The 25,205-nt window shown below is 50.6% G+C and carries 21 protein-coding genes and 1 riboswitch; of the genes, 2 read left to right on the top strand and 19 right to left on the bottom strand.

The annotated features are described in order from the left end of the window. Positions 1-35: 35 nt before the first annotated feature. From ACR9FF_RS13280 to ACR9FF_RS13265, 4 genes are all read right to left on the bottom strand, one after another. A complete protein-coding gene (locus ACR9FF_RS13280; RefSeq protein WP_435171598.1) occupies positions 36-4,568 on the bottom strand; it encodes an S-layer homology domain-containing protein in 4,533 nt (1,510 codons plus the stop codon). A 157-nt stretch (positions 4,569-4,725) separates the two neighbouring features. Then, positions 4,726-4,904: riboswitch (cobalamin riboswitch) on the bottom strand. 95 nt (positions 4,905-4,999) lie between these two features. Next, on the bottom strand, positions 5,000-5,752 hold the full coding sequence (locus ACR9FF_RS13275) for a metallophosphoesterase family protein (protein ID WP_435171596.1): 753 nt from the start codon (positions 5,750-5,752) through the stop codon (positions 5,000-5,002). Positions 5,753-5,783: 31 nt separating this feature from the next. Beyond that, the gene (rpiA, locus tag ACR9FF_RS13270; protein ID WP_435171594.1) at positions 5,784-6,458 is read right to left on the bottom strand and encodes a ribose-5-phosphate isomerase RpiA; all 675 of its coding nucleotides are present in this window, start codon (positions 6,456-6,458) and stop codon (positions 5,784-5,786) included. A gap of 217 nt (positions 6,459-6,675) precedes the next feature. Then, the gene (locus ACR9FF_RS13265) at positions 6,676-7,341 is read right to left on the bottom strand and encodes a cell wall hydrolase (protein WP_127491183.1); all 666 of its coding nucleotides are present in this window, start codon (positions 7,339-7,341) and stop codon (positions 6,676-6,678) included. 232 nt (positions 7,342-7,573) lie between these two features. On the opposite strand from ACR9FF_RS13265, the gene xerS reads away from it, so the two are divergent. Then, the gene (xerS, locus tag ACR9FF_RS13260) at positions 7,574-8,671 is read left to right on the top strand and encodes a tyrosine recombinase XerS (protein WP_127491185.1); all 1,098 of its coding nucleotides are present in this window, start codon (positions 7,574-7,576) and stop codon (positions 8,669-8,671) included. Positions 8,672-8,673: 2 nt separating this feature from the next. Here the strand turns inward: xerS and ACR9FF_RS13255 are convergent, their stop codons facing one another. From ACR9FF_RS13255 to ACR9FF_RS13245, 3 genes are all read right to left on the bottom strand, one after another. Next, a complete protein-coding gene (locus ACR9FF_RS13255) occupies positions 8,674-10,482 on the bottom strand; it encodes an ABC transporter ATP-binding protein (protein ID WP_127491187.1) in 1,809 nt (602 codons plus the stop codon). A gap of 18 nt (positions 10,483-10,500) precedes the next feature. Further along, the gene (locus ACR9FF_RS13250; RefSeq protein ID WP_435171591.1) at positions 10,501-12,246 is read right to left on the bottom strand and encodes an ABC transporter ATP-binding protein; all 1,746 of its coding nucleotides are present in this window, start codon (positions 12,244-12,246) and stop codon (positions 10,501-10,503) included. 310 nt (positions 12,247-12,556) lie between these two features. After that, on the bottom strand, positions 12,557-13,090 hold the full coding sequence (locus tag ACR9FF_RS13245) for a hypothetical protein (protein WP_015844274.1): 534 nt from the start codon (positions 13,088-13,090) through the stop codon (positions 12,557-12,559). A gap of 180 nt (positions 13,091-13,270) precedes the next feature. Here ACR9FF_RS13245 and ACR9FF_RS13240 point away from each other — a divergent pair, with 180 nt between their 5' ends. Then, entirely contained in the window at positions 13,271-14,248 is a 978-nt protein-coding gene (locus tag ACR9FF_RS13240) for a YpdA family putative bacillithiol disulfide reductase (protein WP_435171589.1), read from the top strand. On the opposite strand, the gene ACR9FF_RS13235 is transcribed toward ACR9FF_RS13240, so the two are convergent. The 12 genes from ACR9FF_RS13235 to ACR9FF_RS13180 form a co-directional block, all read right to left on the bottom strand. Beyond that, on the bottom strand, positions 14,249-15,580 hold the full coding sequence (locus tag ACR9FF_RS13235) for a DUF4129 domain-containing protein (RefSeq protein WP_435171587.1): 1,332 nt from the start codon (positions 15,578-15,580) through the stop codon (positions 14,249-14,251). After that, on the bottom strand, positions 15,577-16,683 hold the full coding sequence (locus tag ACR9FF_RS13230) for a DUF58 domain-containing protein (RefSeq protein WP_435171585.1): 1,107 nt from the start codon (positions 16,681-16,683) through the stop codon (positions 15,577-15,579). Before ACR9FF_RS13230 ends, ACR9FF_RS13235 begins: the two co-directional genes overlap by 4 nt. 11 nt (positions 16,684-16,694) lie before the next feature. After that, positions 16,695-17,654: an AAA family ATPase gene (locus ACR9FF_RS13225; protein ID WP_435171583.1), complete on the bottom strand. Its 960-nt coding sequence runs from the start codon at positions 17,652-17,654 to the stop codon at positions 16,695-16,697. Between the two features lie 21 nt (positions 17,655-17,675). Continuing rightward, positions 17,676-18,173, bottom strand: coding sequence for a YcxB family protein (locus ACR9FF_RS13220; RefSeq protein ID WP_435171581.1), 498 nt, complete (start codon positions 18,171-18,173; stop codon positions 17,676-17,678). A gap of 36 nt (positions 18,174-18,209) precedes the next feature. After that, positions 18,210-19,130, bottom strand: a complete 921-nt coding sequence (locus ACR9FF_RS13215; protein ID WP_317980518.1) for a polysaccharide deacetylase family protein — start codon at positions 19,128-19,130, stop codon at positions 18,210-18,212. Between the two features lie 52 nt (positions 19,131-19,182). Continuing rightward, on the bottom strand, positions 19,183-20,184 hold the full coding sequence (locus ACR9FF_RS13210; RefSeq protein WP_435171578.1) for a phosphotransferase: 1,002 nt from the start codon (positions 20,182-20,184) through the stop codon (positions 19,183-19,185). Next, complete coding sequence (locus ACR9FF_RS13205; RefSeq protein ID WP_435171576.1) at positions 20,181-20,870, bottom strand: MOSC domain-containing protein; 690 nt, start codon at positions 20,868-20,870, stop codon at positions 20,181-20,183. The genes ACR9FF_RS13210 and ACR9FF_RS13205 overlap by 4 nt, the downstream gene beginning before the upstream one ends. A 297-nt stretch (positions 20,871-21,167) precedes the next feature. After that, a complete protein-coding gene (locus ACR9FF_RS13200) occupies positions 21,168-22,799 on the bottom strand; it encodes an amino acid permease (RefSeq protein ID WP_435171574.1) in 1,632 nt (543 codons plus the stop codon). Between the two features lie 122 nt (positions 22,800-22,921). Next, on the bottom strand, positions 22,922-23,218 hold the full coding sequence (locus ACR9FF_RS13195) for a hypothetical protein (RefSeq protein WP_248762489.1): 297 nt from the start codon (positions 23,216-23,218) through the stop codon (positions 22,922-22,924). A 50-nt stretch (positions 23,219-23,268) separates the two neighbouring features. Then, positions 23,269-23,880: a DUF3298 and DUF4163 domain-containing protein gene (locus tag ACR9FF_RS13190; protein WP_435171572.1), complete on the bottom strand. Its 612-nt coding sequence runs from the start codon at positions 23,878-23,880 to the stop codon at positions 23,269-23,271. Between the two features lie 16 nt (positions 23,881-23,896). Then, on the bottom strand, positions 23,897-24,403 hold the full coding sequence (locus ACR9FF_RS13185) for a GNAT family N-acetyltransferase (RefSeq protein WP_435171570.1): 507 nt from the start codon (positions 24,401-24,403) through the stop codon (positions 23,897-23,899). After that, a complete protein-coding gene (locus ACR9FF_RS13180) occupies positions 24,400-25,125 on the bottom strand; it encodes a phosphonate ABC transporter ATP-binding protein (RefSeq protein ID WP_127491216.1) in 726 nt (241 codons plus the stop codon). Before ACR9FF_RS13180 ends, ACR9FF_RS13185 begins: the two co-directional genes overlap by 4 nt. Positions 25,126-25,205 lie beyond the last annotated feature (80 nt).

The following is a 25,205-nucleotide window of genomic DNA, read 5'->3' as shown; positions in this document are numbered from 1 at the left end:
GCAAGGGCATTCGAATGCCCTTGCTGAGGCCAAGCTTATTTCACGTCTGTCATGTCATAGAGACGGGTAACTCCGCTTTTGAACCTGTCGTAAGCGACCAGCGCGTAAAATGCCTGATCCGTTGCCATCAGATCCACTTCGCCAGGCTGGGCTCCGCCATTACCAGTGCCGCCGGATTTAACATGATAAAATCCGCCGCCCGTTGCCGAGTAGCCAAGCAATGCGTCCAGTACATTACGGCCGTTTTTCACAAAACGGGAATCGGTTTGCGGATCAATGCCAAGCGCGGTCAATGCGACAACGACTTGTGCGGAGCTCTCCGAGTTAACCGCCCCGCCGCTAGCGTAACCGCCATCGGCTTGTTGTGCATTGGAAAGCCATGTTATTCCGCGGTCAACGGCTGCCTTCACGGTTGGATTAGCGTTATAGTATGGCGCAAAGGCCTGCAGCACCATTGCCGTTATATCCGGGTCCGCTTCACTCGGCTTCTCGCCAAGCGCCCAGCCTCCTCCGGCAATCTCTCGATTAAGGATGAAATCAATCAAGAGCTCTTTGGTAGTCTGTGTTTTTACACTGGAGTCTGCCGGAATGGAGTAGCCTTTGCTGTCCAGTGCAATCAGCGCAAAGATTGGTCCGTTAATTCCCTGCTTAATTACGGTCTCGTAGTCCGCCAAAGGTTTTGTCAGATCATAACCGGCTACATGATGGATGTCTTTTCCGATGGCTGTTAAAGCCAGAATAACGCGATCGTATTCCGTGTACTTCACCGAATGAAGCTTGCCTTCTTTTTCTTTTACCGTCTGTTCTACGTTGGCATAATAGTTGGCATAATAGGAGTCGGGTACGGGCATGCCGGAACGCGCCAGTCCCAGAACCGTCCATTCCCCGCCTACGCTCGCAATCACCGGATCGGTTACTGTCTTTTGCAGGAAGGCAGCCGTTGTCTTGAGGTGACCCTGAACTTCCAGCTGCTTTGCGTCAACCGGACTGCTGCCGGCGTTGCCTGCCTGTTTATAATCGTAAGATCGCATCGCCACAACGGCTGCCATTTCGCGGGTAACCTTGGCTTGCGGATCAAATTTGCCGGACGATCCCGTCATCAAGCCTGCTTCTACGATGGTTGCGATATCAGACTGTGCCCATAACGATGCTGCCTGCAAATCTTTGATTGCGGTTTGCGATTGTGCCGCTTTCATGCCAAGTGCCCGGACAATCGTCACGGCCATTTCTTCGCGCGTTATTCTTGCGTTCGGATTAAAATGCTGCTGATAGCCGTTCATATAACCGGCTTGGGCAACCGCATTGACATACGGCGCGAACCAGTCTTTCGAGGCTACATCCGTAAAACCGGCCGCAGGCGCGGTTGTTGGCAGAGCTAGAATGGATACGAGCATTTTTGCGAACTCTGCTCTCGTAACCGAATCTTGCGGATGGAACTTACCGCCGCTGCCTTGAACAAAGCTTTTTTCGGAAGCTAGCTCAACCGCTTGCTTTGCCCAAGAAGAGATTTGGGAAGCATCGGAATAGAGCTTTTCCAGTTCCGATTTCGGAGTCGTGCCTGTTTCACCGGAACCGCCTGTACCATCCGTTCCTGAATCCGTATTTCCGTCGTCTCCACTGTTGTTGCCGTTCTCACCCGGCGTTTCCCAATCATCCGGATTAACTCCAAGATCGATACCTAGATCCGTTGTGTAACGCCATTGCAGCTTATCCCCGTCTTTTAGCTCATAAAGACTTGCGCCATAGTTCGGGTAAACGCCATTGACGTTGTACATCCAGCCGCTTCCGATGCCATGGTCAAATTCACCGTCACCTGCTATGGACTGAACATAAACACTGTTGTATTTCGGAGTAAAGACGTATTCGTAAATCAAACCTTTGCTATCGAGAACACGCTTAAGCAAACTCCAGGCGGTATCTCCCGTACGCAGTTCGATCTTTGTATTTGCAACGGTATAACCTTTGTTAATCGTCAATTTGTCAACGGATAAGGTTACGTACTTCGTTGGCGGAGGATTGCTTCCTCCTCCGTCTACAACAATCGTGCTTTCAGCGAAAGCAACATAATCCGTAAAATGATTCGTCTTGATAATCAGATCAGAGCCGTTATCGTACGCGTATTCATTCTTGCCGCTTGCTTGGCCGAGCGCATCGCTGGCGAATTTCGCAATCGAAGTGGCAACGCCGCCCTCGATAAACGCAGCGCTTTTGCCGCTCATCCCTTTAAGCGTCAAGGTAACGAACTGATTGAATTGCACGCGCGAGCTTCCGCCCATCGAAAAGGCAACTGCAACTTGATCCAGTTTTTTACCGCTTGCAACTATGGTCTTAATTTGATTTTGCAAGGCGGAATCGGAAGTATTTAACGTAGTAAGTAAATGAATACCTGCTGAATCCCCGGATGTCACTTGCGTATCTTGCGGAATCAGGATGGAATTATTTCCTTTTACTGCTTCAATCTGCGGCAGAACGGTAATAAGTGGTAGACTAAGCTTTACATCGGATGTTTTACCGGCAGGAATAGAGATCCCTATTTGTTTGCCGCTGTCTGCCGACGTAACCGGAATTCGGTAATCAGCCGAATCATCCGGAACCGCTACTTGCGGCGTATTGCCTGCTGGGAGCGTCAGGTCACCGGGATTAGCCGGTTGTTCGGTAGATAGCGTGACATCCGTCATATCATAAAGCGATTTCTTCTGTTTCAGGAAACGGTCATAAGCAACCAAGGCATAAGTCCCTTGATCGGTCGCCATTCCGTTGACGCCCCCCGTCTTGGTATGACGGAAACCGCCATCAGGCAAAGCATAAAGTAAGAATGCATCAATCAGGGAATGGCCGTTCTTCACAAAGCGAGGATCCGAGTTGGAATCGATCCCTAATGCGCTAAGAGCAACAATGACTTGCGCAATGCTCTCGCTTGAGGAATAACCGCCGTCATTGCTGCTTTGCGACTTAGACAGCCAAGCGACCGCACGGTCGGCTGCCGATTTGACATCAGGATTGCTGTTGTAATAAGGAGCCAAAGCTTGAAGCGCCATAGCAGTCAGGTCCACATCAACAAAGCTGCCAAAGCCCCATCCGCCTGCATTTTCGGTACCTTTCTTAATCTCCTTATCAACCATGTATTGAATAAGATTGGCTCTTGTGGACTGAACTTCTACTCCTGCTACGACAGGAATAGCGTAATTGTGGCTGTCCAGTGCCAGCAAGGCAAAGGTAGGTCCGTTTATGCCTTGAGCAATAATTTTATTGAAATCTGCCAGCTTCTCGAGTTGATTGTATCCACCGACATCCGTTACATCTTTGCCGATCGAAGTCAGCGCCAGGATAACTCTGGAGTGCTCGGTATATTTATTTGGATCCAAAACATTTTGTTTATCCTGAACAGCCGCTACGACCTTTTTGTAATAAGCGTCATAGTAGCCATCCGGCACTTGGTAGTTGCCGCGTGCCAAGGTTAGGACTGACCACTCGCCGTTTAACGTTCCGAAGACGGGATTGCTTACCGTTGATAATAGATAAGCCAGATTGCGGTCAACGTATTGGCTGACTGTACCTGCTGCACTTGCCTTGTATGTAACCGTATAGGTCTGCGTTGCCTGGTTACCCGCACCGTCAGCCGCTTTGATAACAATCGTATTCAAGCCAGATACAAGATCAGCCGTATATTGTCCGCTGGAGGGTTGCAGCAGGTTCCCGTTCAGCTTCACTTCAGGGTCGATTGTCTGCTGAACGTTATCCGTAACCGATACCGAGAACGGGAGCTGTTGTGCCGTTACGACCTGATTGTTAACAAATCCATTAACCGTGATGGAAGGAGGAGTTGTATCCTGAGCTCCTGCCAATTCTGTCAAAGCTGAATTAACTTCCTCTTGCGTACTTTCAATATTTTGTAATGTTGCATATGCATGTTCGTACGCTGGACCAATCTTCTCATCATTCAGCAATTCCTGTTTGACAGGTGAGCTGTTAATTTCAGCTACCGCTTCCGTTAATCCATCCTTGTTGGCAAGTCGGATTTCTCCCCATTCGCTGCCAAGGTCCGTTCCGTATCCGTATACGGTAAATTGAACACGGATGACATCGCCGTTTTGCGGCTCATAATTTGAGAAGCCAACGGGAGGGAACGCATTATTTACGGCAAACATCCAACCGGACATATTGGTGTAGTCAAACTCTCCAAGCCAATTCTCATCCACTTTGCCGCCAAGCACCGCATGATTGTCTTCCAGCATCTTTGTAAGGTAAGCCGGAAGCTCAACCGGCCTGGAATCGTTATCTTTTACTTTGGATAAATAAAAAGCGCTATCGATCGATCCCGTATGCTTGTAATTCTCTTCCCCAAGAAGACGGTCGACCAAGGCAGCCCCATTGTCCCCTTCATAAAAAGGCACTTTCACGGGTTCTTTAATATAGCCCTGTCCAAGTGTAAATTTCTCCACATCTAGCGTGACGTAACCTTCCGGCGTATCTGCCGGGTCGGCATAAGACATACGGGCTGGCGTTGCCGCAACGGATAAAGTTACCGCAATAACAAGCAACCACACTAACCATTTATTTTTTTTCATTACAAGCTCCCTTTCTATAACTCTCTCATTCTCTTGCATAACTACCTATCCACACAGCAAAAAACCCTCCAACTCGTGAAAGTTGAAGGGCTTGGTCAAGTAAACATGTCAAAATAAGCATGCATAATGAACACCCTCCTATCGCTCGTAGAATTGCGGTGTAAAAAAGAATCAGGCAGGTATTCTGGCTCGAGCGTCAATGCCTATGCACCCTTCCCGGTTGCCCAGTGGATATGCGCATAAACTCGTCTCTTACAGCGGCGGGACCGCGTGGGATTCTCACCCAACTTCCCTTTTAACCAATCCAATACCATCGCCTTAACCGGCGGAAGGTATCATTGGCACCTGATACTTATCTCGTATTCAATTTGCTTGCTCATCATAACGAATATTTTTCGTTTTGTCATGCTAAATTTTTCAATTCTATAGGCCTATTCTCTCAGCTGATCCCCGTGAAAGACTCGCAAAATAAACTCCCGGTCGGGTACATCCAGCTTTTCGTAGGAAGCAAGGAATGCCGAATTATCATATTCCGCCTCCTGCAATTGCACCTCAAAACCCTGCTCGCTCACCGTAACGATCGCGTATCTGGCAGTGGGCTTATTGTTGCAGCCAAGGGAACCGGGATTCACAAACGTTTGTCTCTTGCTGACGAAATAATGTACCGGATGATGATGCCCGAATCCGATCAATGCGTCTTCGCAACCATTGAACAGCTTTTCCAGATTGGACAGGCTTGGCTCAACGATTGGGCTAAACGGATCTTTGCTAATCGGATCGTTAAACTTGTCCGGCGCAATATGATAATGGGTAAAAAGCATCCTTCTGCCGTAAGCTTCGGTCCGAATCATGCGAGGCAATCGTTCCAGCAGCGGGACAAACGACTTGTCCATTCTTTCCGCAATCCACCTATGATGCCGTTCCGAATGGTAATGGCTTTCCGGATAAGCTTCACCCTTTATAATCGCGAGCACGGCTTCATCGTGATTGCCGGACACAAAAGATACATCCTTCCTGGAGAAAAGCGCATGAAGCACTTCATTCGTATCCGGTCCGATACCGATCATGTCCCCCAAGCAATAGATGGAGTCGATCTGTTGCAAAGTGTCGATCTCATGAAGGGCCGCTTTTAACGCAGGCATATTGCCATGGATATCCGTTATTAACGCAAACCTCTTGTTCATGCTCTCCACCCTTCCTGCTCGTTAGGCCGGCTTATTCCTTCGTGATGCTCCGGATCGAACCGTCTGCGGAGCCTACGATAACAAGGCTTGCCATATGGATAAACAATCCGTTGTCCACAACGCCGGGAATCCGGTTCAGGTCATCATGAAGCGCTTCCGGATCCGCAATAGCCCCAAACTCACAATCCGCAATATAGTTGCCGTTATCGGTCACATACAGCTCATCGCCATTCTTGCGAAGCTTCGGTTCGCAGCCCAGCTTGCGAAGCTTCTTCACCGTCAGCTCGAACGCAAAAGGAACGATTTCGACCGGGAGCGGGAATTTGCCGAGCTGCTTCACGTCCTTGCTCTCGTCCACGATAATAATCAGCTGCTTGCTTGCAGCCGCTACAATCTTCTCGCGGAGCAGAGCGCCGCCTCCGCCTTTGATTAAGTGCAGGGCAGGATCTACTTCATCCGCCCCGTCAATCGTCAAATCAAGCACGTCGACAGCGGCAAACGGCATCATCGGAATGCCAAGTTCTTTCGCCAGCTGCTCGGATTGAACCGAAGTCGCGACCGCTTGGATCGATAACCCTTCTTCTTTCACCCGGCGGCCAATTGCTTGAATCGCCCAATAGGCGGTAGAGCCCGTTCCAAGTCCTACTTTCATCCCGTCTTTGACGAGTTCAACTGCTTTTTCTGCTGCAATACGTTTCGATTCCATGAGATCACCTTATTTTATTTAGAATTTGTGCAAAGGATTTAATATTTAGTATAACAAAGCAATGAATGTTAGGAAATATAGGGCAGGTTTATATTCTTTATTAAATAAAAGGCACATCCCTGCTCGATAAGAGCGGGAATGTGCCTTTACGCATTATTTCTTGAAATAAACCATGCCGATATCGGGCAAGCTTTGTACACAGCCCTTCTTAACAATCTTATACCGCGAAGATATGATTGCCGATGTGAACAATTTGCTTGCGGGACCAAATCCACTTCGACGTAGCCGTCTTCGGATTAAAATAATACAAAGCGCCTTGCGAAGGATCGTTGCCGCCAAGCGCATCAAGCGCGGCTTTGTAGGCTGTAGAATCCGGCTTCAACTTGTATTGGCCGTCATCTACCGCCGTAAATGCGCCGGATTGCTCGATGACGCCTTTAATGGTTTTCGGGAAGCCGTCAGCATCAAGACGATTTAATACAACCGCCGCAACGGCAACCTGGCCCTTGTAGGACTCTCCGCGCGCTTCCGCATAAACGATACGTGCCAGAAGATCAAGCTCTTCCTGATTTGCGGAGACCTTTTTCAGCTCGGTCCAGGTTTTTTCCTCCGCTACACCATCCGGTTTAAGTCCGTAATCCGCTTGGAATTTACGAACGGCCTCTTCTGTCATTTTGCCGTAAAACGTCGTAATCGCCGTATTATCAAAATAGCCCATCGTCTTCAGACGGAACTGCAAATCCGGCACATCCGGACCGTAGCTGCCATAGCTGAGCGTAGCGGGCGCCGCTGCTTTCGCAGCCTGAAGCGGCATGGCGACCGTCATCATAAATGCTAGAATAATGGAAATACTATATTTATAAATTTGATTATTAATCAACATTAATACTCCTCTCATTTTATTAATATTTGTATAAATCATTAATTGGAATAATTTTGTTATGCAACGGCAGGTTTTTAACGAGTTTAACATACAAAAAAAATTATAGTAACCCAAATACATTAATTACATTTATTTGCTAAGCTAACTTTTTCCTTACGCTTGGATCGTTCCGATTGTCCCCTATCGCTTGAATTGGTACAATATAGGAAGATTTGAAGCGAGGTGAACAGCATTGAATGTGATCAAAATCAAGGATCGGCAGGAGCTCGACCGGCGTGTTCCGATGATGCCCTGGTATGTGGAGAAATTTATCAACTATAAGCTTCCCGACCTCTCTCCCTCTTCATTGCTGGAGTATGTCAGAGATTACGAGACGTTTATGGGATGGCTGATTGCGGAAGGATTATCGAGCGCGGAAAAGGTGAAGGATGTCCAGCTTATCGAGCTTGAACGACTGCATATGGATAGCATTGATTCCTTTCGGATGTTCCTTGCCACCAATCCGAACCATAGCAATACCAGAACGACCATTACGCGCAAGCTGTCGTCTCTAAGGTCGCTCTTTCATTACTTGAGCCAGATCGCCGAGGATGAGGAGTTCTATCCGCTGCTGAAGCGGAACGTGATGGCCAAGGTCTCGATCAAGCGGACGCATAAGCCAAAAGACACGGCGGCCAAGCTGGAAGGCAAGCTGCTGCAGGAAGAAGAAATTCACGAATTTCTGGCCTATATTCATGCCGATTACGAGAAGGATGTTGCGGAGAACAAGCAGGCGTTATATTCCTATCAATTGAATCGAACCAGAGACAGCTGTATTATCAGTCTCATTCTTCATTCCGGCCTTCGCGTCTCCGAAATCGTCAATCTCAATACCGATGACATTGACGTGAAAAAGAAGCTCGCCTATGTATACCGAAAAGGCAAGAATGACGACACGTTCAAGACTCCCGTCTATTTCCGCCAGGAGGCGGTTGATGATTTAACGGCTTATTTGCAAATGAGGGACTCTCATTACAAAGCGCCTAAACGCGAAAAAGCCCTCTTCCTTGCCATTGCTAACGGCAAAAAAGAAGGCTCTCGAATGACTAAACGCGCCATTCAGGAAATGGTAATCAAATATGCGAAGCGATTCGGCAAGCCTTACTTAAGCGTACATAAGCTTCGCCATTCGTTCGCAACCGATTATTACCTGCGTAACGATATTTATATGACCCAGGAGCAGCTTGGGCACGCCTCTCCCGAGACGACCCAAATCTACGCCCACCTTACGGATAAAACGATGGCAGAAGCGATCGACCGGATTAAACAAGCAAGCGAAGCCGCGAATTAAAATTAAGCTTCGACTTGCGTTAACACGGCCTCCTGCATGTTAAGCTGCGTATTCACCAGCTTCGCGTACAGACCGCCATGCTTCATCAATTCATTATGCGAGCCTTGCTCCGCGATTCGTCCGTCCTGGACAACAAGAATAAGATCCGCGTCGCGTACCGTCGAGAGACGGTGCGCGATAATAAAGGCGGTGCGCCCGTTCAGCAAAGTCTCCAGTGCTTCCTGGATATGCTGCTCCGTTTCGGTATCTACGCTTGAAGTGGCCTCATCCAGAATAAGGATCCGCGGATCGGATAGCAGCACCCTTCCGAACGCAAGCAATTGCCGCTGACCAACCGACAGCTTTGACCCCCGCTCCTCTACTTCGGTATCATAGCCCTCATTCATGGACGCAACGACACGGTCCAGTCGCACGCTTTCCGAGGCTTGAATCATTTGCTCCCTCGTTGCCCCGTCATTGCCATACCGAAGGTTCTGTTCGATTGTTCCCGAGAAAATAAACGAATCCTGGAGTACGATTCCCATTTGTCTGCGCAGAGATTCCAGCGTAACGTCTTTGACATCCATTCCGTCAATCGTAACCTTGCCGCCGGTTGCATCATAGAACCGCATAAGCAGATTAACGATTGTACTTTTCCCCGCTCCCGTTGGTCCAACCAGCGCAACGCGCTGCCCTGGACGAACCCGGAAACTTACGCCATGAAGAACATCCGGCTTGGATTCTTCATAGCGGAACGATACGTTCTCGAACGCCACTTCGCCTTGGATCGCCGGCATGCGGCGCGCGTCGGCAGCATCGGTTACCTCGGCATCGGTATCCAGAATTTCAAAGATCCGTTCCGCGGAAGCCATCGCCGACAGCACTTGGCTGTACACCTTGGACAATGCGCTGAGCGGTCCCCAGAAGCGCCATAAATAATTGATGAAGGCCATGACGAAACCGATCGTAAGCGCACCGTCCATGACTTGTTTGGCTCCGAACCATACGACGATGCAAGTACCGATCATTCCCACCAGTTCGACCAGCGGATATACGGTTGACTCCAGCATAATGGCGCGCATGAAGGCCTGCTTGTTCCGGAAGTTGATCCCTTCGAACCTTGCGCTGTTCTTATGCTGGCGCGAGAACGCCTGAACAACGCGGATGCCTTGAATCGTTTCGTTCAAATGTCCGTTAATGGCCGACATCGTCTTGCGCGAACGGGTCCATGCCCCTTCGATTCTCGGACGCAGCCTATTTACGATAAGATACAGAAGCGGCATCATAATGAAGGACAGAAGAGCCAGCTTCCAGTCCATCCAGAGCAGAATCGCCACGATTCCGACCAGATGCGTTACTTCCATAACGGTTGTTATCAAACCGCCGTTAATCAATTCGCCAATGGCGTTTGTATCATTCGTAATGCGGGACATAATTTTTCCTGCCGGACGTCCGTCGAAGAAGCGGAAGGACAGCTTCTGCAGATGATTAAACAGCTGCTGGCGAAGATCGTACAAGATGCGCTGGCCGGTAAAGTTAATGTATTTGGTATGTACCCAGCCGCAGCCCCAGCCGATCAGCTTGATGCCTAGCAAGGTAATACCGAACAGATGAATAGCGGTAAAATCCCCTTTTGTAATGCCATCGTCGATCAAATATCCAAGCAGCAAAGGCTCTGCCAGGCTTAAAATCATATTGACAAGGACAACGCCTATAATGAGGGTAAGCGTCTTGCGATATGGCTTTAAATAGCCAAGAAGCCTCTTCATATAGGCGGGATTAAAGGGTTTCTCTTCAATCTCGCTGTCGTCATCCCATTCCACTTGACTCATGTATTCCCCTCCCGTCCGTTAGCGTCCTGCCGCGAGCTTCTGTCGTTCAAACAGCTGACGGAAGAATCCGTTCCGCTCGCTTAATTGTTTATGGGTTCCCTGCTCGATCAGTCGACCTTGTTCCAATACGAGAATGCGGTCGGCATGCTGAATCGAGGACAAACGCTGCGCAATAATGAATGTTGTTCTGCCTTTCATGACTTCAAGCAGCGCTTCGTGGATGGCTGACTCCGTTGCCGTATCCACGCTGGCTGTTGCTTCGTCGAGGACCAGAATCGGAGGATTCATCAGAATCGCTCTCGCAAGAGCTACCCTTTGTCTCTGGCCACCAGATAGTCCAACGCCCCGCTCGCCAATCAAGGTATCGTATCCGTGAGGCATGGTTGTGATAAAATCATGGATTTGCGCTTTTTGAGCCGCGTGCTCGATTTGCTCCATTGTTGCATCCGGATAGCCGTATGCTATGTTGTCCCGAATAGAAGCCGAGAACAGAAATGTCTCCTGCGGTACGATACCCACGCTGCGGCGCAGACCGTCCAAGTCGTAATCGCGAACATCAATCCCGTCGATCTGTACCGTGCCGGAAGAAACGTCGTAGAACCTGGACAGCAGCGCAATCAGGCTGCTTTTCCCCGAGCCGGTTGCGCCTAATACGGCAATGACTTCACCCTGCTCGACCTCAAAGGAAATGCCGCTCAGAATCGGTTGATCCTTCGATTGATCCTGGTCATTAAAGTAGAAGCTTACATTGCGGAAAGAGACCTGCCCTCGCATGCGATCGGTTTGGACTCCGTTCTCCGGCGTTACAATATCGCTAGGCGTATCAAGAACTTCGAATACGCGCGGAGCCGCCTTGATTGCCTGCTGCATAATATTGATCTGCCAGCCCAGCATGTTGAGCGGCCAGATGATTCCCCACGTATACCATTGGAAAGCCATAAAAGTCCCCAGCGTCATCTCTCCGCGAGCCACGTATACCGCTCCCAGCCAGATCATCAGAACAAAGGTTAATCCGCCAAACAATCCCATCAGCGGGAATGCTTTCGCTTCCAATTTTGCGCGGTCCATATTGGTATCAAAGTTTTGTTTGTTCCGCTCGGCGAACTTTTGCTGCTCGACCGCTTCCGTCGCAAACGATTTCACAACTCGGATGCCCGCTATGTTTTCCTGAAGAGTTGTCGTCAGCCGGCCGGTCTGCTCCCGGATACTGGACCAGGCAGGACCAACCTTATTGCTGAACCACCATAAAATAAGCAGGATAATCGGAATCGTAACCGTGCTAATCAAGGTCACCTTCCAATTCATCCATAGCATAAAAATCATCGTTCCCACAAAGGTCAATAAACCGGTCAGCAAGCCCATTGCGCCAAAACCAACAAAGTTTTTGACGGCTTCGATATCGCCGGTCATTCGCGACATCAGCTGTCCGGTCTGCGCCTTGTCGTAGTACGAGAAGGATAACCGCTGCAGCTGTGCGTAAAGCTGCTCTCTAAGCTTAAACACAACGTTTTGCCCGACAAGCTCCTGGGAATAGCCCTGCACGAACATCCCGGCGCTCTTTAACGCCTGAACCCCGATCAAGAGCAAGGTTAGCCATAAAATAAGCGATACATTTTCCTTTTTGATGCCTTCGTCAAAGATCTCCCGCAATATCCACGGCGCAACGAGGTCGAAGATCGTAGCGAACAGCATAACGACTATGGCTGCTGCCGCCCATTTCGCGCTTGGTCTAACGTACGCTAACACCCGCAATAATACTTTCACTGTCTTGTATGCCTCCCCTCTCGCCTGAAAAAAACAAAAAAAGACCCCAAGCCGCAATTAGGCTCGGGATCCCTGCAAAGATGTAAACGCCATTAAACAGATTGTTACCCGCTTATTGGCGTCGCATCGCGAAGGCGGCCTGTACGGCATGCATGGAAAAAACGAACCAGAACAATCATTGCCTGTTGTTGATTCCGCATACCGGACACCCCTTTCCCTTCAGATTTGTATTTCGTGTAATCTGTTCGTATCGTAACAGACGGACTCTCTCTCTTGCAATAGCTGATTTTGTCGAATCGCCATTAATTTTTCAGGAATCGCCGAACTGACTCGTATCCTTAATGGAAATGCCTTCTTCTACCGCAAACTCGAAATCTTCGATATCGTATACCTGGACAGGCACTCTTGCTTCGAGCAGCTTATCTTGAAATTCGAATTGATCGGACAAGAGCGGAATTTGCAGCTTCGAGCTGGTCAGAAGCAGCTCTGTCTCGATCGGATCGAAGTATTCGCCATAATGCGCATTATCTACGGCATGTACAATCGTGAACTGAATCCTGTCGTTTAAGATTAGCGGAGAGCTTTCCCGCCATGGCACCTGCATGGCGCGTTCGATTTTTTTCCGGTTGAGCGGATCCTCGAAAAAGGTAATGAGCTCGCCAATTTTGCTCTTTACATGCGCGTCATCCTCCGGATCATCCATTACCGGCTCTGCCCCGTCTCTCATATCGTACAATTCAAGAATAGATGAATAAGGCACGACGTAATCAATCGGACGGCTCGGAATTAGGAGATGTCCATACGTTGCCACCATAACCGCTTCTATAACAAATCGCCGTCGCATAGTTGCCCCTCCTTCTCTAACCACGGTTCCACATTATTATACAATAATACCTCCCCTGTACAAGATAGCCATTCGCCAAATTTGCATAAAATCCGCGGGTAGCTGTACAATGAAGGGTAATGTTTACAGACATGATTAATCAGTCATACTCTTTTTTCGTTTAAGGAGGTTCCACTACAAATGATCAAAGAACAAGCCATTATTATCGGAGCCGGTCCATGCGGCCTTGCCGCTGCCATTGAGCTTGAGAGGATCGGACTTCATCCCGTCATTATCGAAAAAAGCAATATCGCCCATTCCATTTCCATGTATCCTACATACATGCATTTCTTCAGTACGCCGGAACGGCTGGAAATCGGAGAGATCCCGTTTACGACGCCTAATGATAAGCCTTCACGGCTTGAGGCGATCAATTATTACCGGACTGCCGCGCTCCGCAACAACTTGCGCGTGAATGCTTACGAAACGGTTCTCCGGGTTGATCGGCAGGACAACGGGCTGTTCCGTTTAACCAGCGCAGACCGCTACGGGGAAGAAAAACAATATGAAGCCCGTTACGTCGTTGTCGCGACCGGCTATTTCGATCATCCGAATTATCTCGGCATCCCCGGCGAAGAGATGGATAAAGTCACTCACTTCTTTCGCGAAGCTCATCCTTATACCGGCATGGAGGTCGCGATTATCGGCGGCAGTAACTCCGCTATCGACGCAGCGCTCGAGCTGGAACGGGTTGGGGCAAAAGTAACGGTCATTTACCGCGGCGCAGGCTACTCCTCGAGCATTAAACCTTGGGTACGGCCCGGGTTTGAAGCCAAAGTCAATAACGGCATCATTCGCATGTTATTTGAATCACGGGTTGTTGAGATCGATAAACGTCATGTTATCGTTGAATCTCCTGAAGGGCGTCATCCGGTGGCCAATGATTTTGTGCTGGCCCTTACCGGGTTCCATCCCGACCGCGAATTCTTGACGAGCTCCGGTGTACGCATCGAGGAAGAAGGCTTCCCGTACTTTGATGAAACAACAATGGAGACAAACGTACCCGGCCTGTATCTGGCCGGCGTCGTTGCCTCCAAGCATGAAGCGAATGAAATCTTCATAGAATCCGGCCGCTTCCACGGCAACAAGATTGCCGAACATATTGTTTCGCTTCGTTAATTATTTACGCTGCTCGTCCAATTTCTTCTTAAGGGATTGGACGAGTTCTTCTTTTGGCTCCTGCCCGCCATAACGCACCTCGTCATAAAGGCTGGCAAGCTTATCGGCGTCTGCCTGCGAGACGGATTTGCTGCTCCAGGCTCCAATATCCGACGTCGTTTCTCTAACCGTGTAGTGAGGCTTATAATCATATCCCCGGCCTACCGCTGCCGCAACGTATCTCCGGTACAGATAACGGATTCGCTCCCCGGCTGTCGACAGCTCTTCCCAGCGTGCTTCCTTCTTCCGGTTAGATTTGCCTAGCCTTACGCTCCATTTGGTCCGGTCAACCAGACTCTCAACCTCATCCGTGTAACCAACGGCGCCTTCCTTGCTGTCGGCTGCCCGTTCCCAGATTCTACCCAACACCTTGCTTAAGAGCCGATATAGCTTGCGGCCGATAAAGAACAAGAGAACGGCGACACCGATGATGAGCAGCGCGATCCCAATGTATTTCGCAACCAGCTCCAATCTTTCCAGCCAAGCCGGCGGATCATGCGCCTCTGCGGGAGGCAGTCCGCTTGGAGGCGGCTGCGTATCGGAAGGCGTTTCTTCAATCGGTTCGCCCGAACCGTTCATCCAACCCAATATTTTATTCATTACCGCATGGAAAAACGATTCAATGGAAGACTGCAGCTGGCGGAACAATCCGGCTATAAGCAATAGCACGGCTACAATCGTCAGCATAAACCGATTTTGCCGTTTGAACACTTTGGTCGTTGAGGATTGAATAGCTCCTCCGGATTGCGTCTCATAGGACAATAATCGTTCATTAACGATGTAAAGCATTAGAATAAGAGCAACAATGCCGCAAAAGGTCAGAAACGTAAAATACGGCTGCAGCTTTTCCTGAAGATAAGCAACTATCGTTAGTATCGTGTACAAAATGATGCTGACAAACATAAGATTATTCGGAAAAATAACCTGCCAGCTTTTTGTGCTTGCTCCCATTCCTCTAACAGCCGTAAAGGCTCCAAGCAGTACCGGAAGAATAGCTGCTGCCCCCGGCAAATCCGCCTGAAATGCCATTAACACGGCATAGATAACGCCCGCATGAAGCGCGCCAAGCAGAATCCCCAATAACATCCGGTATATTCTTCTGTTATTTTTCAGCTTCCCGATCCACGACGCGCCAGCCATATAAATAAACGGAACGGTTAAAAGCCATAACGCCGTAAACGCATCGGTTGACGTATAGAAAAGCGCGACAAACCATATAGGCAAGGCGAATAACGTTTCGATGCTCCCTTGAAGCAAATGCAGCATTGGCTGATGCTTTTTCGATTGGTTCATCCTGCCTCACCTGCCTGCTCTTTAACCGGATTGGGAGTCAGCTTCCAATGAACAACCGCATTCCCGTTGCGGCGCAGCCTGTCCGCCTGAAGCTCAAGCTGATCGTTCCAGAAGCTGGAGATCACAAGCACATCGCGCTGGGAGTAACCGCTGTCCGCTTCTCGCGTTAACAGATCGGCAAATGGCTCCGTCCGGACAAGCTCAAGCTTTGCCATGACCTCGAAAATATCAGTCAGATGCCCTCCGCCGCTGCGGGGTTCAACGAACGTGCTTCCAAACTCCCCGATAATGGGCATATTCGTGCAAAAGCCCGCTTCCATTCCGCCTTGTATAACCGCCTGGGCCGCACCGGCCGCCCATTCGATTCCGCGCTCAATCAACTCTTCGTCATTAATGGAACGCCACATGCTTTCGTTGTCTTCCGCATTCAGATAGACCATCAGCCTGCGATCCGCCGTATAGTCGTATTGATGAACCTGAAGATTGCCGGTTCTGGCCGTTGCTTTCCAATTGACCATTTTGTACGTATCCCCGGAACGGTATTCGCGGGTCCCCATCACGACAAACGGATCCTCGACAATCCAGCGTCTAACCGACAGCTCCCCTTGCCAGCTATGGGAGGGCAGCTCATGAACCGGCACCTCTGCCGGCGTCGGATAGACGATTAACTCGCCATTTAACGCAATTTGCTTCGTCTGATGCAGAAAGCCCAGCAGATCGCCTGCCGTCATGGTAACCGACTGAAGCTTATACCAGCCCCGCTTCCGGCATACAATGCGGTGTCTTCTCGTAATTTTCGTATAAGGCATGAGGGTGAAAAAGCTTTTATGATTTTGCAGCAGCTTTCCGCTGCTCACTTCCAGATTATCCTGACGGTGGAACCTTAAATCCGAGGACAACTGGGATTCGACCCGCATCCAGGGAACGGGCAGCCACTTGGCATTGGTCAACTGCTCGACCAGCTCGATCGTTTCGCCTCGGTAGCTTACCCTTTTTTGAAATTGACGTTCATACCCGATTTGACGCAAGGCATACTTATGAAAGATTTTGGCCTGCAGGAAAAAGACGATAATTGCCGCAAACGCTACCCAGAATATAATCATCGGCTGACCCCCTATCGGGAGCCGATTCCAGCTTCCGCAGGCACCGCGGTTTGCCGGATAATATCTTCAATGATGTCTTCCGCATGCTTATGAGACCTCTGCATTCCCCTTAGAGACAGACGATGCGCAAGAACCGGCTTCGCCATCGCCTTCACGTCATCCGGCGTCACGTAATCGCGGCCGCGCAGAATCGCATGAACCTGCGAAGCTCTTAGAAGCGCCTGGCTGCCGCGCGGGCTTACGCCTACAAGGATATCGTCACGCGTGCGGGTCCGTTCGATCAGCTGCAGCAGATAATGCAGCACTTCGTCTTCTATGCGGACTTCCGCATAATGACGCTGGGCTTCCGCAATATCGGAAGCGGCTGCAACCGCATCCAATTGCGATAACGGATCAGCATTATTAAAGCGTTTCAGGATTTGAATCGCTTCCTCCGTAGTCGGATAACCCATCTGGATCTTGAAAAGGAACCGGTCAAGCTGCGCTTCCGGCAGCGGGAACGTGCCCTGATGCTCTACCGGGTTTTGCGTAGCGATGACCATAAACGGCTTGTCCAGACGTTTCGTCTCTCCGTCAACGCTAATCTGCCGCTCTTCCATGCATTCGAGAAGGCTGGATTGCGTCCGCGGAGTTGCGCGGTTGATCTCGTCGGCAAGCAGCAGATTCGTAAAGAGCGGCCCCGGACGAAACTCGAAGCCGCCCTCTTTCTGATTGTAGTATTGGATCCCGCTCAAATCGGAAGGCAGCAGGTCCGGCGTGAACTGTACCCGGCGGAATTGAAGCTTCAGCGATTGCGCCAGCGACTTGGCGAGCAGCGTTTTCCCCGTGCCGGGCACATCCTCGAGCAGAACATGGCCTGAAGTAATTAAGGCGATAAATAACAATTCGGTAACGCTTTCTTTTCCAACAATAACCTGGCCGATATTTGACTTCAGTCTCTCCGCTAATTGGTTAATCGATTGAAATGACATAAGTGCGTCTCCTTTGTCCGGTTATCGGATGACTCCCGTTGTTATGGGATGATGACTTTGAACGATTCGACGGAATACTTGTTCCTGCTCGCTATTACGGAACGATTCTTTCGGGATAATCCAGTACTGCCTCTTATTATGGAATAGAAAATAATAGTGTTCGTTCTCCCAGACCTTCGCGAAGTGACTCCAATTCACATTGGATGTACCATCCGTCACCGTTAATTTAAGATGATCGGAATTAAAGCTGTATTCGAACTCTCCGTTAAGCTTTCTGTCTTTAACGATTCTCCTTGGATGAACAATGCATTGGGTTACATAGTTTAATAGTGCTACTACAACGACCGCAGCCGCAATAACCGCCAGCAGCTTAGAATTCGTAACGACGGCAAGCGAAAAACAAGTTATAACCAATAAAACTTCGAAAACCCACGTCAGTCGAATTCGTAAGGTTTGAAAATATAAACTTTTCATCGCTCTAGCGGCATGCTGGCCATAATGAAAGCGTATGGTTTCCAAAAATTTTCCCCCATTAAAACATTTCCCGTTTCTATGTTACGGCCTTCCGTATACCGTGCTTTGAAGCTGCTGCAAATCTCTCCAGCGGATCAGGCGAATGCCTTCCGACCGCAATGTCTGCTGGACATCCGGGTCGCGGAACAATTGGAACTCCATACCCCGCTTCTCGGGCTGGCCGTGGAAAGCCAGAAGCTCATCGGTCACGAGGGACGGATGGAATATGAGTTCGGATACGCCTGGCTGCAGCTGCTTCAACTGCTGCTTCAGGTCCGCTTTTACGTTATCGAAAGTATCTCCCGCTTTAAGCGGAAACGGAAGCCCTATCAGATAATCAAGCACGACGACTCCCATGGCATGAGCCAGCAAACCAAGCTGACGGGCCTGCTCCTCCAGCTCGGGCGGAACCATCTGACCATTCGCGGCTGCCACCTTTCGGGGCATCCGAAACGGCAGTCCGTAAGCCGCGCATACCTCGAATACTTCCTTCAGAAAGTTCTTGCCCGTCTCCAGCCCGTACAAGCTTCCCATATGGTTATCGGCATGCGTAGGATTCATTCCCAATTGAAGCGCGGCTTCGATCTGGGCAATCATTTCCTTCTTCACCTGCTGAGGTTCAGCCTGAAGCTCGAAGCTTCTGCAATCTTTCGGGAAATACCCTTCGGCGGTTACCAGCGACTGCGTATCACTGCCTTTGAGAACCGGCCCCCAACGGTAAGAATCCCATTCGCTTGTAAACGTAAAATGGATGCCCACATCGAATTGCGGATGATTGGCACTCCAAAGAGCCGCTTCGCGAGAGGACTTGCACGGCATCATTAGGGTTGCCGAGCTTACCGCCTGTTCCTGAAGCAGCTGCTGTATTCCTTTATTGGTTGACTGACACAGTCCGTAATCATCCGCGTTAATAATTAACAATCGTTCCTGGCTGCCATATCCAAGCGATGCTGCAACGTTCATCTCGGGCACATCCTCTCTCTAATTAGCAACATTAAGGAATCGGGTTAACCTCCTACAAAAGCTCATGCCTGAACAATGCCAGCAGCTGCTCTTCATTCCGGTCCACCCAATCGCAAATCCGGTACGTCTGGTCGATAAAGCCTGCAACTAACGACGTATCATCCAAACCTTCTTTATAGCGGACCGCAAAGTGAAGAAACACATCAAGCATTCTCAGCTTGATAAGAAGCGGCAGTTCCTCCACCTCGGCAGGCGTAAGCTTGTCAATCCTTCCGTAGCCTTTGCAGAATAACCGAAGCCGTTCCCATATTTCCGAATCTTCGCCTTTGAAAAAATCGATCTGTGCCACAACAAGCTCCATCGCCCTGACATCTACCGTACAAAACTCGAAATCAAGCACGCCAACGATAGATTCGCCGTCCGCCACCGTGTTGCTAAAGTTAAGATCGCCATGAATCCATTGATGGGGAAGCTCTTTTACGGCCGTTAACCTTCCGGACAAGTCTTTAACCTGGTTTACGATTGCCGCGGCTTTGTCCGCTCTGGCAATGAATTGTTCGGAAGACTGCATAATGGCGGGAAGCTCATGATGGATCAAGGAGGAATAGGTTTCTTCCAGCAAATAATACGGATCATAGATCGGCTTAAGCGAAATCGTCATGCCGCGAAGCGCCTTTGAGACCCTGGCGGCCGTCTCGCCAAGGGAGTGGATATGCGCCTTTCGCTCGACGGTCGGCCGTTCTCCCGGAATATACCGGTATAATGCGGCTAATGCACCGTCTTGCAGAACGGAAATCGTATCTCCTGAGCGATTCTCCACGGGTACGGGAACGTTGAAGCCCGGTTGCTGCCGGTAAAGGGCAAAGAGCACTTCATGCTCAAGCGTTACAATGTTTCTGTCCCGGTGATTGTTATACACGCGAAGAACGTACCGATCGTCGCCCGCCTTGATCATCCTTGTTGTGTTATTCATCCCGCTCTCTCCAGGTACAACCGTCCATTTCCCATCGAACCGGTACTGCTCAATCAGCGCGGCGATCTCGGTATCTTTCAATCCGAATGGCCTCCCCGCGTCTCTTGCTGCAGCCTTTCAATGCGTCCGGATAGGGTCTGCTTCCAGCTATCGGACAATTCCTCAACCGCAAGCAGTGCCGACATTCCTTCCAAGTCTGCCTTGCCTTTGTACATAACGCGGTTAGCCTCGGCCAGCGTGATGGCTGCCGGATGCCGTTCCAGTACCTTCAAGTTCTCGCCAGCCCCAACCTCGCCTTCCTTCAGCACGCGGAAATAAAATCCGGTGTATCCGGTTTGCTGAACCTGCGCGGCGAGCTCCGGCCGCTGATGACGGATCCCAAGCTTAAAGCAAGGCTGCCTTGGCTGGCTTACCTGCACAACCACCTCTCCGGCTTGAACGACGTCTCCGATGCACAAATCATGCTCCGTCCAATCGGACACCGTCCAGTTCTCGCCGAAAGCGCCGTAGCTCAGCTTATCGCCCAGCCACTCTTCCCAATACGGGAAATGACGCTCGAAGTAGACGCATACCGCTTTATCCGGACCGCCGTGGTTAACCAGATCCGCCTGACCGTCGCCCGTTAACCCGGTCTTGCCTAAATAATGCCTGCTTCTCGAGGCTGTCTTGTAAATACCTGTTTGAATGGGCTTGCTTCCATGCATCGCCTCTACCGGCGTTCCTACATTCAGAGAGACAATGCGGCTGTTTATTATTTCCCGAGACATTTGCTTCTGATGGCCTCCTGTCCATTTCTATCCTTCCACTATTATAATCTGATAAGGGAGAAGATGGCAAAAACATCTTTTGGCTCTCTATTATTAATAGCGTTAAGCAGCCGAAAACAGGTATAAATACGGGCTTTTCAGCCGTATTCGAATAGTCTTCCAAGACTACTCTTCGACACCGTTTGTAACATTCGAGCCCGCGGTGTCGAAAACGTTTTCTTTGTGTAAGATTATGCGCTTCCCCGGGAAATAAAAACGGTTGTTATTTCCTCATTTCCCGGAATCCAATCCCCCTTTTTAATGAAGATGGAATTTTCGCTCAATTCGGATGATTTCCCCTTTTGGCCGTTTCAAGCGACTCTGAAGCTTTGCCAGATGCTGCTTGCGGTATCTTCGGTCCATGACCGTCACGAGGATCAACCATACTCCCGTTCCGACCGCTCCCCATACGCCAAGCGCAAAGACAGACACCGCTCCGGATAATAACAGCCAGACGAATGCGGCGCGGTCAACGATTGAACCGTAGGATCCAAGATGCCATGGCGCATCGTCCAGCAGCCGGTGTCTGCCATGCAGCCCGATCTTAATCCAGATCGGAATCATATACGCCAGTTGCAGGCATAACACCGCGAAGCCAAGCAAGCTTGGGATGCCAGCCTCTCCCCCATCCGCCAGCCTGCCCGCGCCAAATAAAACAACCGACAGAAGAGCAGCCGTTCCGATCGCCGGAAGCGGCGATTGCCGCCCGCGCGATACATGGGACAACACTCTGTTGAAAGGAAGCGCCTGATCCCTGGCAAGACAAAAGATTGCACGCGAGCAGACCAGCATCTCGCTGTTCCCGCTGCCCCATATGGCTGCGGCAATGACGAGCAAAACGAGCGAATTCCCTTGCCAGCCGTCAAGCGCCGCGGCGGCAAACAGGCTGTCGCCGCTGCTGAATAAGGCTGTTCCGACGATAGCCGGCAGAACAAGGGTCAGACACATTAACAGGACGAAGCCCGCGATCATCGTATAGACCGATGACAAGTAGATTGACCAAGGCACCCGAATTCGCGGATCGCCTGTTTCCTCCGATCCTTGCGCGGCTCCATCCATCCCGAGAAACAGCTTCTGCAGCACAAGCACTCCAACGATAAACGCCCACGGCGTAACATGCCCATCCAGGCTTGCGTTTTGGAACGTATATAAAAGCGCTGGCGAGTAAACGCTTCGCCCGAACGCAATAAAGATTCCGCCGATTACCGCGGCCAGAACAACCGCGTGAAGCATGATCCCGGCTTCCTGCAAAGCTCCCGTCCGCCCCGTTCCCCAATGATTAACCGCAGCTTGAACGACGGTAACGAAACACAGCAACATTCCCGTCGTCCACCAGGAAGAGTGATAGTCAAGCCATACGGATAATAGTTTATCGAGTATAAAAGCGCAGGCGCCATTCATGAGCGCCATCATGGCGAGATGTCCGGCGAGTTGAAACCAGGCTGCGTACCAGCCCCATCTTCGGGTACCAAGCGCGGAAGCCCAATGGTAGACGCCGCCCGCCGTGGGCACGGCCGAGGACAACTCCGCTAGCGAAGCGCTGACCAGAATGCCGAACAAGGCGAGTACGGGCAGTCCGATGCTGACAACGGAGGGCCCTCCCTTCTGCAAGGCCGGTCCCGCAAACAGAAAGGCAGCCCCGATCAGGCCAAGAGATTGAAACGACAGCCCAAATGATGCAGCCGCTCCAAGACGCCTCCGAAGCTGCTGGGCAAGCCCGAACAGATTCAGGTCATGCTTATCCTGCTGCGCTTGGGCGTACGTGCCATAAGCCGTCATGCTAATATGCCTCGAAGCCCTAACACTGCGCTGCGCCTTCGCCGTCAACATTAAAGCGCAGCCGCAAACAATCGCAAACAGCAGCAATCCGATCCATACCGCCAGCATCATTGAACCCCTCCCTACGATAATGTATGAGGAAGGGCGTTTGGTCATGTCAGGGCGCCAAAAGGCTGCCCGCGTAGGGCAGCCTTTTGGATATGCCGGTTGTCAGCCAGCCTTATGGAAGTTTATTACTCCGTGAACCGAAGCATCGCAAACGATGCAATCGCCCCTGTTGCCCAGCACAGCGTATGAATAACGAGCCAGCGCCATTTTGACCGATAATCCAGCCGTCTCAAACTCCATAGATTCACCCCGAGGATTAGAAGGGCATAAATCAGAACGATGGCAGTGCCGTAAGCCTTCTGGGAGCCTGTTGACGGCGCCATAAATCCGTAGACAAGAACGATTCCGCCGATCAGCACATAAGGAAATACAATTCCGAGCAGCAGATGAGCAATCGCACCGAGCCATTTTTTCCTGTCCATCCACGGATCAGCTCCTTTGTTCTTCACCGCCCGGCATGTCCTGTGCTCTCCTAATTATTCGGCACCATAGCGCCAAGTGGACCATTCTCGTTCACAATATCCTGAAGATCGTAGGCCGAGATCGGAAAATACGGAAACCCGTAAGCATAAGGCGTTAACTCGTATAAAGCAAAATAAATGACAATCGACCGGTCTGCGATATAGTAGTCTTGATCGGGCCGGATCGATACGAATGGCTCCAGCGTGCTAATGTCGCGTTCCTTAATCTGTTCGCTGACCATTTCGGATATGCGTTGAACATAGGCACTGCCAGGCTTGAACAGCTGAGGAAGGCTGTAGGCGTGTCCGGTTGACACGCGAAAGGTCAGCGAGACCTGCAGCGTAAGGCCGTGGCTGCCCCCCGAATAAGCATAGTTGAATAACGACAGGCTGAGAATATCCCTCTCATTCGTCTTCACCTCGTAATACCCGCTCATTTCAGCCCGCGGATCATCAAGCGAGCCCTGCTCGTCTACCAGCTGCTGTGCCGCTTTCCGGATGGATTCATTGATTCGCTTGATTGCATTCTCGTTTGATCCTCCGCTTACATGCGGGATCCAAAGCTCCGCTTTCGGGAATGCCGCTCTTGCCGATTGGACAATGACTGGAGACTGAAAAGCCATATTCGAAGACACCTACCTATTTGGTCAGATGCTCCATTATATGCGGGGTACGTCTCATTTCATGCCATTCAATACCGCCGTGCGACGATGCCGCTTCCCCAACATATGCAAACCCCGCTCTCTCGTAAAAGGGGATCAGATGCCGTTCGCACATCAGGATAATCGCATGGTGTCCGGCCCTGTCGCAGGTTGAGACAAGGCGCTCGAGCAGCATGGCTCCAACTCCCTGTCGTCTTGCCTCCTCCGCAACGGCAACGGTCAGGATGCAGAAGTTATCGCCTTCCTCCTCATCCTGCTGCTCTCCCTTCATCTCGTCCCCGCATGACCAGGCCGAAGTCCGGATTCCGTTCGTAATGCCGAGCAGCTTGCCTCCGGACCAGGCCGACCAGAAATAAGCCGGGTAATGCTCAAGCCGGTACCGGAACCCTTCCCTGGTTGCAGCCGCTTCCGGAACGTAGCATTGCTGCTCCAGCCGAAGCGCTTCTTCCAGTTCTTTTTCTGTGATTAAACGAAGCTCAATCACAGCATCATTTTCTCCCGTTCGGTCAATCTTCTGCCTTTTACGTCGAGCACAAGCTCTCCGTTATTCAAACCGATGATCCGGTCCGCAAACCGTTCCGCCCAATCTCCTTGATCAAGCACGGCAATGACCGTAACGCCCTGTTCCGTAGTCAGCCGCTTCAAATCGGACAACACGCGGTCCGCCGTATGCGGATCAAGCCCCGCTACCGGCTCGTCCGCTGCAATCACCTTCGCACCATGCACCAATGCCCGGGCCATCGCAATACGCTGGCGCTCGCCGCCGCTCATTGTGCTTGCCTTTTGATGGGCTTTATCCAGCAGTCCCAGCTTTTCGATCGTATCCATTGCGCCCATGTAATCGTCGTTTCGCAGCATGCCCGTCCATCGGCGCCAAGCAGGCGTCTGCGCAACCGCACCGATGCTCACGTTTTTAAGCCCTGTCTTGTTCTGGTACAGAACGGGCTTCTCCTCCAGATAAGCAACCGCACGCTTGATTTTCAGCCTGCCCGCCAGCCCTTGCTTGAAAATGTCTTCCCCTTCAAAGAAATAGCTGCCTCCGCTCCACTTGGTCTGCAGCGCCAAGCTTTTGAGCAGCATCGACTTGCCGCTGCCGCTGGCTCCCTTTATCGCGATAAATTGGCCAGACTGGACTTCAAAGCTGATATTTTTCAAGATCGTTGGTCCACCTGGAATTTGTACTCTAAGATTCGATATTCTCAACATAAGTCCATGCCCCTTTTTTGTAAACGCTTCGCCATTCTATGAATCTAGTTTACGAGAAACAAAAAACAGTTTCCACACGA

This window comes from Paenibacillus glycanilyticus (assembly GCF_051200795.1).
GTDB lineage: Bacteria > Bacillota > Bacilli > Paenibacillales > Paenibacillaceae > Pristimantibacillus > Pristimantibacillus glycanilyticus.
This window is presented reverse-complemented; position numbering and strand designations above follow the sequence as displayed.